This window comes from Aromatoleum petrolei, assembly GCF_017894385.1.
Lineage (GTDB): Bacteria > Pseudomonadota > Gammaproteobacteria > Burkholderiales > Rhodocyclaceae > Aromatoleum > Aromatoleum petrolei.
In genome coordinates, this window is the sequence record NZ_CP059560.1 from 2,976,621 (window position 1) to 2,988,229 (window position 11,609).

14 protein-coding genes are annotated in these 11,609 nt (G+C 66.0%); 13 read left to right on the forward strand and 1 reads right to left on the reverse strand.

Features of this window, described 5'->3' with window-relative positions; translation table 11 throughout:
* Position 1: 1 nt before the first annotated feature.
* The 13 genes from napG to ccmI all read left to right on the forward strand — a co-directional run bounded on the left by napG (position 2) and on the right by ccmI (position 10,028).
* The gene (gene napG / locus ToN1_RS13585; RefSeq protein ID WP_425305819.1) at positions 2-865 is read left to right on the forward strand and encodes a ferredoxin-type protein NapG; all 864 of its coding nucleotides are present in this window, start codon (positions 2-4) and stop codon (positions 863-865) included.
* Entirely contained in the window at positions 862-1,740 is an 879-nt protein-coding gene (gene napH / locus ToN1_RS13590) for a quinol dehydrogenase ferredoxin subunit NapH (protein WP_169205920.1), read from the forward strand. The genes napG and napH overlap by 4 nt, the downstream gene beginning before the upstream one ends.
* Positions 1,737-2,189, forward strand: a complete 453-nt coding sequence (locus ToN1_RS13595; protein ID WP_169205919.1) for a nitrate reductase cytochrome c-type subunit — start codon at positions 1,737-1,739, stop codon at positions 2,187-2,189. Before napH ends, ToN1_RS13595 begins: the two co-directional genes overlap by 4 nt.
* 30 nt (positions 2,190-2,219) lie before the next feature.
* The gene (locus ToN1_RS13600) at positions 2,220-2,858 is read left to right on the forward strand and encodes a NapC/NirT family cytochrome c (protein WP_169205918.1); all 639 of its coding nucleotides are present in this window, start codon (positions 2,220-2,222) and stop codon (positions 2,856-2,858) included.
* A 114-nt stretch (positions 2,859-2,972) separates the two neighbouring features.
* Positions 2,973-3,599, forward strand: coding sequence for a cytochrome c biogenesis heme-transporting ATPase CcmA (gene ccmA / locus ToN1_RS13605; protein WP_169205917.1), 627 nt, complete (start codon positions 2,973-2,975; stop codon positions 3,597-3,599).
* Positions 3,596-4,273 (forward strand): heme exporter protein CcmB, encoded by a 678-nt coding sequence (gene ccmB, locus ToN1_RS13610; RefSeq protein WP_169205916.1) that lies wholly within the window; start codon positions 3,596-3,598, stop codon positions 4,271-4,273. The genes ccmA and ccmB overlap by 4 nt, the downstream gene beginning before the upstream one ends.
* A gap of 8 nt (positions 4,274-4,281) precedes the next feature.
* Positions 4,282-5,046 carry a heme ABC transporter permease CcmC gene (ccmC, locus tag ToN1_RS13615; RefSeq protein WP_169205915.1) on the forward strand — a complete coding sequence of 255 codons (765 nt, stop codon included), beginning with the start codon at positions 4,282-4,284 and terminating at the stop codon, positions 5,044-5,046.
* A complete protein-coding gene (ccmD, locus tag ToN1_RS13620; RefSeq protein ID WP_169205914.1) occupies positions 5,046-5,258 on the forward strand; it encodes a heme exporter protein CcmD in 213 nt (70 codons plus the stop codon). The genes ccmC and ccmD overlap by 1 nt, the downstream gene beginning before the upstream one ends.
* Positions 5,255-5,701 (forward strand): cytochrome c maturation protein CcmE, encoded by a 447-nt coding sequence (ccmE, locus tag ToN1_RS13625; protein ID WP_018989446.1) that lies wholly within the window; start codon positions 5,255-5,257, stop codon positions 5,699-5,701. The genes ccmD and ccmE overlap by 4 nt, the downstream gene beginning before the upstream one ends.
* The gene (locus ToN1_RS13630; protein ID WP_169205913.1) at positions 5,698-7,671 is read left to right on the forward strand and encodes a heme lyase CcmF/NrfE family subunit; all 1,974 of its coding nucleotides are present in this window, start codon (positions 5,698-5,700) and stop codon (positions 7,669-7,671) included. Before ccmE ends, ToN1_RS13630 begins: the two co-directional genes overlap by 4 nt.
* A gap of 8 nt (positions 7,672-7,679) precedes the next feature.
* A complete protein-coding gene (locus ToN1_RS13635; protein ID WP_169205912.1) occupies positions 7,680-8,276 on the forward strand; it encodes a DsbE family thiol:disulfide interchange protein in 597 nt (198 codons plus the stop codon).
* 4 nt (positions 8,277-8,280) lie between these two features.
* Positions 8,281-8,757 carry a cytochrome c-type biogenesis protein gene (locus ToN1_RS13640; protein WP_169205965.1) on the forward strand — a complete coding sequence of 159 codons (477 nt, stop codon included), beginning with the start codon at positions 8,281-8,283 and terminating at the stop codon, positions 8,755-8,757.
* Entirely contained in the window at positions 8,754-10,028 is a 1,275-nt protein-coding gene (gene ccmI, locus ToN1_RS13645; protein WP_169205911.1) for a c-type cytochrome biogenesis protein CcmI, read from the forward strand. The genes ToN1_RS13640 and ccmI overlap by 4 nt, the downstream gene beginning before the upstream one ends.
* Before the next feature lie 377 nt (positions 10,029-10,405).
* On the opposite strand, the gene ToN1_RS13650 is transcribed toward ccmI, so the two are convergent.
* Positions 10,406-11,602 carry a ligand-binding sensor domain-containing protein gene (locus ToN1_RS13650; protein ID WP_169205910.1) on the reverse strand — a complete coding sequence of 399 codons (1,197 nt, stop codon included), beginning with the start codon at positions 11,600-11,602 and terminating at the stop codon, positions 10,406-10,408.
* Between the last annotated feature and the right edge of the window lie 7 nt (positions 11,603-11,609).

The following is an 11,609-nucleotide window of genomic DNA, read 5'->3' on the forward strand; positions in this document are numbered from 1 at the left end:
CATGGGTGACATGCAGGACAAGCCGGTCGGCCAGGCAGGCGCCTCGCCCCGCCGCCGCTTCCTCCGGGAAGTGGCGGGGGTGGCGGGAGGCGCCTGCCTGCTGTCGCTCGGCGTCGGCCTGTACGCGAAGCAGGCCAGCGCCCTGCCCGCGGTCGCCCTGCGCCCGCCCGGCGCACTCGCCGAAGACGACTTCCTCGCCGCCTGCGTGCGCTGCGGCCTGTGCGTGCGCGACTGTCCCTACGACACGCTGAAGCTCGCAGCGCTGGGCGAAGCCGTCCCCACCGGCACCCCCTACTTCAATGCACGCCAGATCCCGTGCGAGATGTGCGAGGACATCCCCTGCGTCGCAGCGTGCCCGACCGGCGCGCTCGACCGCAGCCTCACCGACATCGGCAAGGCGCGCATGGGCCTCGCGGTGCTGATCGACCACGAGACCTGCCTCAACTTCCTCGGCCTGCGCTGCGACGTCTGCTACCGCGTGTGCCCGGTCATCGACAAGGCGATCACCCTGGAACGCCAGCACAACCCGCGCTCCGACCGCCACGCGATGCTGCTGCCCACCGTGCACTCGGACTACTGCACGGGTTGCGGCAAATGCGAGAAGTCCTGCGTGCTGCCCGGCGAAGCGGCGATCAAGGTGCTGCCGGTCAAGCTCGCCCAAGGGTCGAAGGCCGAGCACTACCGCAAGGGCTGGGAAGAAAAAGAAGCCGCCGGCCAGTCCCTGATCGGCGAGCAGATCGAACTGCCCGCGCGTGGCCTCGAAGACAAGGCCTATGGCGACACGCGCGTGCTGCCCGGCCAGGGGCCGGTGCCGGCCACGCCCGCCCGTCCGGGCAGCGGCCTCGACTCGGGGTGGAAGCCATGAGCGCTGCCACGACCAAGACCGCACGCCCGCGCATCGGCGCCGAAGCCATCGCCGGCAAGGGCTGGCTGGGCGCGCACAACTGGCTCATCTTGCGCCGCCTGTCCCAGCTCGGCATCCTCGCGCTGTTCCTCGCCGGTCCGTGGTTCGGGGTGTGGATCGTCAAGGGCAACCTTTCGTCGAGCCTCACGCTCGACTTGCTGCCGCTCACCGATCCCTTCCTGCTCGCACAGTCGCTCGCGGCCGGAACGCTCCCCTACAAGGAGGCCCTGATCGGCGCCGGCATCGTCGTCGCCTTCTACCTCGCCGTCGGCGGCCGCGTGTTCTGCTCGTGGGTGTGCCCGATGAACCTCGTCACCGACGCCGCCGCCTGGCTGCGCCGGCGCCTCGGCCTCAAGGGCGGCAAAATCCCCTCCGGCGACACGCGCTACTGGCTGCTCGGCTTCATGCTGCTCGCCGCCTTCGCCACCGGCAGCCTCGCGTGGGAATGGGTCAATCCGGTGTCGATGCTGCATCGCGGCCTCATCTTCGGCTTCGGCCTCGCGTGGGGCATCGTCGGCGGGGTCTTCCTCTACGACCTCCTGATCGCCACGCGCGGCTGGTGCGGCCACCTCTGCCCGATGGGCGCCTTCTACAGCCTGCTCGGCAGCACCGCGCTGGTCCGCGTAAGCGCCGCACACCGCAGCGCCTGCGACGACTGCATGGACTGCTTTGCCGTCTGTCCCGAACCCCAGGTCATCCGCCCCGCCCTCAAGGCGGCCGGCCAGGATCATCCCGTCATCCTCGACCGCAACTGCACCAACTGTGGCCGTTGCATCGATGTGTGCGGCAAGAACGTTTTTCGAATCACGACCCGATTTGATAGGAGCGAGTCATGAAAAAACAGACCCGTAACCTGACGCTGGCGCTCGTTGCCGCCGTGAGTTTCGGTTTCCTCGGCGGACAGGCCGCCTTCGCCCAGCAGGTGCAGAGTCTGCGCGGCGCACCCGTCGACGCCGCCGAGCCGGTCACCCCGGCGGCGCACATCCGGCCCGACGGACCGGCCATCGCGCGCGACTACGTGCAGCAGCCGCCCTTGATTCCGCACAAGGTTGAGGGCTACGAGGTCACCAAGAATTTCAACAAGTGCATGGACTGCCACGCGTGGAGCCGCTACCAGGAGTTCAACGCGACCAAGGTCAGCCTTACCCACTTCAAGGACCGCGACGGCGGCGAACTCTCCAACATCTCGCCGCGCCGCTACTTCTGCCTGCAGTGCCACATCCCCCAGACCGACGCCAAGCCTTTGGTCGACAACAACTTCAAACGCGCCGAGGGCCTGCGCTGATCCTCGACGCCTAACGGACAGGGAACCAACATGACCCAGGACAACAACAACGCGAAGGGCAGCCTGTGGCAGCGCCTGCGTCGCCTAGCCTTCGGCGTCGTCGGCATTGCCTTCGTCGCCGGCATCATCTTCTGGGGCGGCTTCAACACGGTGCTTGAGCTCACCAACCGCGAAGCCTTCTGCATCGGCTGCCACGAGATGAAGGAAAACGTGTTCAAGGAGTACCGCAATACCATCCACTACCAGAACCGCACCGGTGTGCGTGCGACCTGCCCGGACTGCCACGTGCCCAAGGAGTGGATCCCCAAGATCATCCGCAAGATCCAGGCGTCCAACGAGGTCTTCCACCACCTCCTCGGTTCGATTGACACCCCGGAGAAGTTCAACGCCAAACGCGTCCAGCTCGCCCAGAACGAATGGCGCCGCATGAAGAAGAACAACTCGCAGGAGTGCCGCAACTGCCACAACTACGAGTACTTCGACTACTCCGTGCAGGGCCGCCGCTCGAACAAGGCGCACCAGGCCGGCTTGGCCGAAGGCAAGACTTGCATCGACTGCCACAAGGGAGTCGCCCACTCCCTGCCGCCGATCGCGCAGGACATCGGCGCCGCGCGTGAGAGCGTCGCCCCGGAGGTCTTCCATCCGCCCGCAGCGCCCGCTCAGCAGTAATACTCCCGGCGCGTGCTGGTCCCGCCGCGATTTCACCTATCCACTGGTGATATCGCGGTTTTTCCCATTTTTGGGGCTCCCGCATCGGTCCTGTCTGTGGTTAAATCCACGCCCATGCTTTATGCCAACGATCTCGCCTGCGTTAAGGGTGACCGCCCGCTGTTCCGTGGCCTTTCCCTGCGGGTCGCTCCGGGGGATCTGCTGCGCGTCGCCGGCCCCAACGGATACGGCAAGACCAGCCTGCTGCGCATCCTGTGCGGTCTCGCGATGCCAGAAAGCGGCGAAATTCGCTGGAACGACGTCCCCATCAATCGCGATCGCGAAAGCTACCATCGTTCCCTGCTGTACCTCGGCCACGCTCCCGCGCTCAACGACCTTCTCTCGCCGCTCGAAAACCTGCGCTTCGCCTGCTCCTCCGGGGGCGACAAGGTCGACGAAGACGCATGCATCGACGCGTTGGTGCGCATCGGCCTCGCCCAGCAGCTCGATCTGCCCGCCCGCGTCCTGTCGCAGGGGCAGCGCCGGCGGGTCGGCCTCGCACGCCTGTTTCTCGAAGCCGACCGCAAACTGTGGATCCTCGACGAACCTTTCACTGCGCTCGACGTTGCGGCGGTGGCCGACCTCACTGACACCCTTTCCGAACATTGCGCCGCCGGCGGCATGGTGGTGCTCACGACCCACCAGGACGCCCCCTTCGCCAAGGCCCCGACGGTGCTCGATCTTGCCGAGGTAGCCTGTTGAGTCGCGCCCTGGGTCCTTTTACCGCGGTCCTCGGCCGCGATCTCCTGCTTGCGTGGCGCGGCCGCGCCGACGTCCTCGTCACGCTTGCGTTCTTCGTCGTCGTCGTGTGTCTCTTCCCCTTCGGGGTCGGGGCCGAGCCCAACCAGCTGCGCGCCATCGCGCCGGGTGTGCTATGGGTGGCGGCCCTGCTGTCCACCCTGCTGTCTCTGCACCGCCTGTTTGCCCAGGATCACGCCGACGGCACGCTCGAACAGCTCCTGCTCACGCCCGAGCCGACCGTCCTCTGGGTCGTCGCGAAGATCAGCGCCCACTGGATCGCTACCGGTCTGCCGCTGGTTGTCGTTGCGCCCGGCCTCGCTCTGCTCTTCGACGTGGAGCAGGGGGCGCTGGGGGTGCTGATCCTGTCCCTCGCGCTCGGGACCCCGATCCTCGCGCTGCTCGGCGCGGTCGGTGCCGCGCTCACCCTCGGGCTGCGCGGTGGCGGCATGTTGCTCGCGCTGCTGGTATTGCCGCTCTTCGTGCCGGTGCTGATCTTCGGTGCGGGGGCAGTCGATGCCTACCTCTCCGGCGTTGGGGCGCAGGCACATCTTTTGCTTCTAGGTGGCGGCCTGCTGGCTACCCTGGCCCTCGCACCGCTGGCCTGTGCGGCAGCCCTCCGAATCGCGGTTGAATGATGAAAGACATGCAAAAGCCTGAACGCAGCAAGAGTATTTTCCGCTTTGCTGCTCCCCAGATGTTCTACCCGCTGGCCGGCAAGCTCGCCCCCTGGTTCGCAGGCATCTCCGCCGTTCTCGCGGCGGCTGGCCTGTGGCTGGGTTTCTTCGTCGCGCCGACCGATGCCGTGCAGGGCGACGTCTACCGCGTCATCTACATCCACGTCGCAGCGGCCTGGATGTCGATGTTCGTCTATCTCGTCATGGCCTTCTGGTCCTTCGTCGGCTTGGTCATGAACACGCGCCTGTCCTTCATCATGTCGCAGGCGCTTGCGCCCACCGGCGCCATGTTCTGCTTCGTCGCGCTGTGGACCGGTGCGCTGTGGGGCAAGCCGACCTGGGGCGCCTACTGGGTGTGGGACGCGCGCCTGACTTCCCAATTGCTGCTTCTTTTCCTGTATTTGGGATTCATGGCCCTCACACGGGCGATCGAAGACCCGCGTCGCGCCGATAAGGCCGGGGCGATCATCGCACTCGTCGGCGCGGTCAACGTGCCCATCATCTATTTCTCCGTGAAGTGGTGGAATACGCTGCATCAGGGCGCCTCCGTCAGTCTCAACAAAGCGCCTTCGATGGCAACGACCATGCTGACCGGAATGCTGGTCATGGCGCTCGCGGCATGGGCCTACACCATCGCTGTGACGCTGTGGCGCGTGCGCTCGCTGATCCTCGAACGCGAGCGCCATACCGACTGGGTTGCGGCGGAACTGAATGCGCTGGAGGGCAAGATCTGATGCAGTGGGAATCCTGGAGCGCCTTCTGGGACATGGGCGGATTCGCCTCGTTCGTGTGGGGCAGTTACGGCGTGACGCTGTTGCTCGTGGTCGGGGAACTGTTCCTCGTCGTGCGTCGTCGTAGGGATACCGTACGGCGCCTGTTGCGCCTGCGTCGAGCCAATGCGGCCGGCGCGGGCGGGCGCCGTGCTTTTGAGGAGATCGTTGAATGAAACCCCGTAGCAAACGGCTCATGCTGCTCGGCGGCGCCGTCGCACTGCTGATTGGGGCGGTGGCCCTCGTGCTCACCGCCTTCCAGGAGAACCTCGTGTTCTTCCACACCCCCACCGAGGTCGCCGAAGGCAAGGCGCCGACCGGCCGCACCTTCCGCATCGGCGGACTCGTCGAACCCGGCTCCATCAAGCGCGCGGCCGATGGCCTCACGGTGCAGTTCGCGATCACCGATACCGCGAAGGTCATCCCCGTGACCTACAAGGGCTCGCTGCCCGATCTCTTCAGCGAGGGCAAGGGCGCCGTGGTGCAGGGCAAGATGGGAGCGGACGGCCAGTTCGCCGCGTCCGAAGTGCTCGCCAAGCATGACGAGAACTACATGCCGCCGGAAGCCCAGCACGCGGTCGATCAGGCGCAGAAGACCGCCAAGACGGTGAAGCAATGATTCCCGAACTAGGGCACTTTTCCCTCATCCTCGCGCTGATCCTTGCCCTCGTGCAGGGCGTCGTTCCTCTCGTCGGCGCGAGCCGCAACCGCCTCGCGCTGATGTCCGTCGGACGTACGGCAGCACAAGGCCAGTTCCTCTTCATCGCGTTCTCCTTCGGCTGTCTCACCTGGTCCTTCATCAACAGCGACTTCTCGCTGCAACTCGCCGCCAGCAACTCGCATTCGGCGACGCCGCTGATCTACAAGATCACCGGCGTGTGGGGCAACCACGAAGGCTCGCTGCTGCTGTGGGCGATGTCCCTCGCGCTGTGGACCGTCGCCGTGACCGTGTTCAGCCGCAACCTGCCCGAAATTTTCATGGCGCGCGTGCTCGGTGTACTCGGGCTGGTCAGCAGCGGCTTCCTGCTGTTCCTGTTGGTCACGTCCAACCCGTTCGACCGCCTCCTGCCCGCCGCGCCCGACGGCCGCGACCTCAATCCGCTGTTGCAGGATCCGGGCATGATCATCCATCCGCCGCTGCTCTACATGGGCTACGTCGGTTTCTCGGTCGCCTTCGCGTTCGCAATCGCCGCGTTGCTGTCCGGCCGAATGGACGCCGCGTGGGCGCGCTGGTCGCGTCCGTGGACTACGGTCGCGTGGGTCTTCCTCACGGCGGGCATCACGATAGGCTCGGGCTGGGCCTACTACGAACTGGGTTGGGGGGGCTGGTGGTTCTGGGATCCGGTTGAGAACGCCTCCTTCATGCCGTGGCTGTTGGGCACCGCGCTGATGCACTCTCTGGCCGTTACGGAAAAGCGCGGCGCCTTTCGCAGTTGGACGGTGCTCCTCGCCATCGGGGCATTCTCGCTGTCGCTGATGGGCACCTTCCTGGTCCGTTCCGGCGTGCTGACCTCCGTGCATGCCTTCGCCACCGATCCCGCACGTGGTCTCTTCGTGCTGGCGCTGCTGGTCTTGGTGATCGGCGTTTCGCTCGCGCTGTTCGCTTGGCGTGCCCCCACCCTGGCCGGAGGCGGCAGCTTCGGGCTCGTGTCGCGCGAGGCCGCGCTGCTCGGCAACAACGTCCTGCTGTCCGTTGCCAGCGGCTCCGTGCTGCTCGGCACCCTCTATCCCCTGTTCATCGATGCGCTGAATCTCGGCAAGATCTCAGTCGGGCCGCCCTACTTCGAGACCGTGTTCGTGCCACTGATGACCCCGGTGATCGTCCTGATGATGATTGGTCCGTTCGTGCGCTGGAAGGGCGACGACGGCAACCGCATCCTGCGTAAAATCGGACCGGGCCTGGTAGCGAGCATCGTGCTTGGCATTGGCGCGGCCTACGCGATCGGACATGTCACGTGGCGCACCATCCTCGGACTGTCACTCGCGGCCTGGGTCCTGATCGGCAGCGTTCAGATCCTCTGGCAGCGCCTCTCCGATCGTGCGGGGGCAGGCACGGGGGCGCGCCTGCGCGGCATCCCCGCCGCATGGTGGGGAATGTGGCTCGCGCACCTGGGGATCGGTGTCTTCATCATCGGCGTTGCCATGGTCGGCAGCCTTAACAGCCAGATCCAGGTCAAGATGCTGGCCGGCGATACGGCGCAGCTGGCCGGCTACACCTTCACCTTCCGTGGCGTGTCCAATGCGCCCGGCCCGAACTACGCGGCGGCCCGCGCGACGATCGAGGTCAGCCGCGGCGGCGTCACGTTCGCGACGCTCACGCCCGAGAAGCGCTTCTACGAAGCGCAGGGTATGCCGATGACCGAGGCTTCGATCGATATCGGACCGCTCCGCGACGTGTACGTGAACCTCGGCGACCAGCTCGAGGATGGCGCCTGGGTCGTCGGCCTGTTTTACCGTCCGTTCATCAGCTGGATCTGGTTCGGCTGCACCCTGATGGCGCTCGGAGGCATCTTCGCCGCTGCCGACCGCCGCTATCGCCGTCTGGCCGAGCGCGAAGCCCCTGCCGGGGCGGCGCGCCAGGTTGCCTGAGAGGTTCCATGAAAGCGAAGTTCCTAGTCCCCCTCTTTATTTTCCTGCTGTTGGCCGGTTTTCTTGGTTATGGCTTGAAACTCAATCCGCGCGAGGTGCCTTCACCCCTGATCGGCAAACCGGCGCCGGCGTTCCGCGTGCCGCAGTTGCAGGCCGAGGACAAGACCATCGCTCCGGAGGATCTGAAGGGGCGTGTGTGGCTCCTCAACGTCTGGGCCTCGTGGTGCATCTCATGCCGCTACGAACATCCGGTCCTGGTGGATTTCGCCCGCAACAGCCCGGTGCCCATCATTGGCCTGAACTACAAGGAGTTGCGCGGTGACGGCGCACTCGATGTGAAGGGGCTGGATCCGGCGACCGAATTGGCCAGCGCGCGCCAGCGTGCCCGCCAGTGGCTTGTCGAGCATGGTGGCGATCCCTACACGGTGTCCGCGGTCGACCTGGATGGACGCATCGGCATCGACTACGGGGTCTACGGCGTTCCGGAAACCTTCCTGATCGACCAGCAGGGTGTGATCCGTTACAAGCACATCGGTCCGATCACCCCGGAGTCGCTGCGCGACGTGCTGGTGCCCAAGATTGCGGAGCTGCAGCGTGCGAGCTGAGCTGATGCGCCGCTTGGCGCTTGTTGCGGCCCTGTCGCTGCCCTTGGCGGCCCATGCCGGTGAAGCCGCGCCGGTCGCCGACGATCCTGCCCTCGAGGAGCGAGTGATGCGCCTGTCGCACGACCTGCGCTGCCTCGTCTGCCAGAACCAGTCGATCGCGGAGTCCAATGCTCCGCTGGCCGTCGATCTGCGCAACCAGGTGCGTGAGCAGTTCCTCGCCGGCAAGGACGAAGCGGCGGTCGTCGACTATCTCGTCGCCCGCTACGGCGATTTCGTGCTCTACCTGCCGCCGTTCAACGCGACGACGCTGCTGCTCTGGCTCGGGCCGGCGCTATTGCTCGTCGCCGGGGCCGGATGGCTCGGCTGGCGCCTGCGCAGGCGTGTGCGCGAGGCGCCGCCACCCCTGAGCGCGGAAGAGCACGCCCGCGCCGCCGCGCTGCTTGATGGCACCGCCAAACCTTCCCAGGAGTCCCGCTCGTGACCGTTTTCCTGATCCTGGCCACCTTGCTGGTGGCCGGCGCCCTGCTGCTTGTGATCCCGCCCATGCTGGGTGCGGGCGCAAAGGCGCGCGAACATGCTGCACGTCAGGAACAGGTCCGCACCGTACTGATCGTGCTGCGTGAGCAACTGGCCGAACTCGAGGCCGACCACGCCGCGGGCCGCATCGCGGATGCCGAGTACCAGCGTTCCCGCGAGGAACTCGAGCAACGCGCGCTGACGGAGGCCGGCACCACCGAGGCCGGCGTCGACGCCGCCCCCGCGCGTGCCTGGGCGCTTGGCGTGGTATTTGCAGTGCCCGTTCTCGCTGTGGCGGTGTACCTGGTCCTCGGCACGCCCGAAGGATTGGATCCCGCCAGCGCCAGGCCTGCGCCCGAGGCCGGTCATCAGATCACGCCGGAGCAGATGCAGGCCATGGTAGTCCAGCTTGCCGATCGCCTCGAGCGTCAGCCGGACGACGTGCAGGGCTGGATGATGCTCGGACGGTCGTTCGCCGTGATGCAGAATTTCCAGGGCGCGTTGGCGACCTGGGCCAAGATCGGCACGAAGATCCCGGATCATCCTGACATCCTCGCCGATTGGGCGGATCTATTGGCGGGTGCGTCCGGCCGCAAGTTCGAGGGAGACCCCGACCGACTGATCGCGCGCGCGCTGGAACTCGCGCCGAATCACGTCAAGGCGCTGGCCCTCTCCGGCACCTCTGCGTTCGTCCGTCACGACTATGCGACCGCCTCCGCGCAGTGGGAGAAGATCCTCGCCTCCCTGCAGCCCGGTGACGGTGCGTACGGCTCGATTCTGGCGAGCATCAACGAGGCTCGCGCCAAGGGAGGGATGGCCGCGCTTAGCCCGCCTGCCGGTGCGCAGATGGCGGGAATCGGCGGGGCGCCCGCGGCACGCGAGGAAGGGGCTGCCGCATCGGCACCGTTGACGCTGCGTGGTCGCCTGAGCCTGGCCCCCGAACTTGTGCAACAAGCCGGCAGCGACGCGACCGTGTTCCTGTTCGCGCGTCCGCTGCAAGGCGGAATGCCGATTGCGGCATTGCGCCTGCGTGCGGGCGAGTTGCCCGTCGAGTTCGATTTCGCCAACGCCCAGCGTATGTCGCAGGGGCCCTTGCCCGAACAGATCGCCGTCGGTGCGCGCGTCTCGAAGGGAGGAGGCGCGACTGCTGCTGCAGGCGATCTCGAGAGCCAGACCGTGCTCGTCGCGCCGGACGCCCAAGGCGTCAGTATCGTGATCGACCGCGTGCGGAAGTAAGAGCGCCGCGACCGGCCAAGCAGAAGGGCGTGGTGCCATTGGCACCACGCCCTTCTTGTTTTGAGGCGCGCTCAAGGAGGAAAATGCGTCCGCCGTGGCCCGCGCGGGTGACTCCACGGAGGGCGGCGGCTGCGACGATCGGGTCCGCAAAGATGGCGCGTGCGCCCGCTCGTTGCAGGACGTCCCAACTTGCCTCCTCCGCAGCGTTGGCAGCCCTTGCATTACGTTCTCTATCGCCTGAAACCGATTAAGGGCTATCGGTCGTGGGGTGGCATGGCGCGGGCAACTGGTCGTGGGGGCGAGCCGGTATCGCGGCAAAAAAACCGCCCCACGCAATGGGGGCGGCTCGCTGATGCAGCGGAGTGCTGCCGTCAGGCTCAGCTGGCCGGACGGATATGGGCGACGCCGCCGTAGCTGCCGATCCAGAGATCGCCTTCCTTGGTGGTCGTCATCGAGAACACCGTGTCGTTGAACAGGCCATCGGAAGACTTCATGATGCGAAATTGATCCCCTTCCTTGACCGCCAATCCATTGTTGGTGCCCACCCACAAACGATTCTGCTGGTCGCGGTGCAGCATGAAAACGTGATTGCCCGGCAGTCCTTCTACGGTCGTGTAATTGGTCCATTTCTGACCGTCGTAGTGCGCCAGGCCGCCCCCCCAAGTGCCGGACCATACCGTGCCATCCTCATCGACGACGAGCGCGATGATGTAGTTCGGGTTATATGCCTGGTCGATACCCTCGAGGCCCATTTCGCGCTTCTGCTGCGCATGGTGGAGCGATTCCTTCGCGGGGTCGCTCTTGTACGCGATGTCCTGCTTGACCTTATCGTAATCGGCACCGACTCCGCGGGAGTGGTTCCAGTTCTCCCACTTGCCATCCATGAAACGCGCCATGCCGCCTTCGGTCGCGAGCCACATTTCGCCATTCTTGCCTTCGGCGAGCCCGTAGACCCAGTCGTTGGGCAGACCGCCGCTGGTGCTTTCGACGGTGTGGAGTTCCCAGGCAGAGGGGTCCTTGAGCTTGCCGCCGCGCACGCGGTTTACGCCGGACCAGGTTGCGATCCAGATGTCGCCCGAACGCGTTTCGACGACGTCGTACACGAAGGCGTCGCCGAGCCCTTCGGGGATGTTGTAGGTTTCCCAAGCGCCCGTGTTCTCGTCCAGTATCGACATGCCGCCGCCGTACGTGCCGACGGTGATCCTCCCCTGTATCCGGCCGACATAGAACATGCCGTTCGACAGAAGGCCGCTCTGGTTGTCGAACAGCTTGTATTCGTCCGTGCGCGTGTCGTAGCGGATGACACCGCCGGAGGTCGCGACCCAGATCACGCCGTTGTCGGCGAATATCTTCTTGACGTTCTTGTTGCCGACGCGGAAATGCGTGAATTTCTCGTTCGGATCCACGCCGACCTTCCCTTCACGGACGTCCTGCGCCCCGCTTGCGGGAAGAGTGCCGGCCGGGGCGTGCGCAACCGCTGCGGGGGTCTTGCCTTGCTGCTGACCGAGCGTATAGGCGCCGGCAATCGCGACGGCGCCGACGATGGCGGCGACGGCTGCAACTTTGTAACTCATGCGAAAA

Excerpts from the sequence above, each read along its gene's own strand:
- napH (WP_169205920.1), top strand. The coding sequence starts at position 862 with ATGAGCGCTGCCACGACCAAGACCGCACGCCCGCGCATCGGCGCCGAA.
- ccmA (WP_169205917.1), top strand. The coding sequence starts at position 2,973 with ATGCTTTATGCCAACGATCTCGCCTGCGTTAAGGGTGACCGCCCGCTG.
- ToN1_RS13630 (WP_169205913.1), top strand. The coding sequence starts at position 5,698 with ATGATTCCCGAACTAGGGCACTTTTCCCTCATCCTCGCGCTGATCCTT.
- napG (WP_425305819.1), top strand. The coding sequence starts at position 2 with ATGGGTGACATGCAGGACAAGCCGGTCGGCCAGGCAGGCGCCTCGCCC.
- ToN1_RS13650 (WP_169205910.1), bottom strand. The coding sequence starts at position 11,602 with ATGAGTTACAAAGTTGCAGCCGTCGCCGCCATCGTCGGCGCCGTCGCG.
- ToN1_RS13595 (WP_169205919.1), top strand. The coding sequence starts at position 1,737 with ATGAAAAAACAGACCCGTAACCTGACGCTGGCGCTCGTTGCCGCCGTG.
- ToN1_RS13600 (WP_169205918.1), top strand. The coding sequence starts at position 2,220 with ATGACCCAGGACAACAACAACGCGAAGGGCAGCCTGTGGCAGCGCCTG.
- ToN1_RS13635 (WP_169205912.1), top strand. The coding sequence starts at position 7,680 with ATGAAAGCGAAGTTCCTAGTCCCCCTCTTTATTTTCCTGCTGTTGGCC.
- ccmD (WP_169205914.1), top strand. The coding sequence starts at position 5,046 with ATGCAGTGGGAATCCTGGAGCGCCTTCTGGGACATGGGCGGATTCGCC.
- ccmC (WP_169205915.1), top strand. The coding sequence starts at position 4,282 with ATGCAAAAGCCTGAACGCAGCAAGAGTATTTTCCGCTTTGCTGCTCCC.
- ccmE (WP_018989446.1), top strand. The coding sequence starts at position 5,255 with ATGAAACCCCGTAGCAAACGGCTCATGCTGCTCGGCGGCGCCGTCGCA.
- ToN1_RS13640 (WP_169205965.1), top strand. The coding sequence starts at position 8,281 with ATGCGCCGCTTGGCGCTTGTTGCGGCCCTGTCGCTGCCCTTGGCGGCC.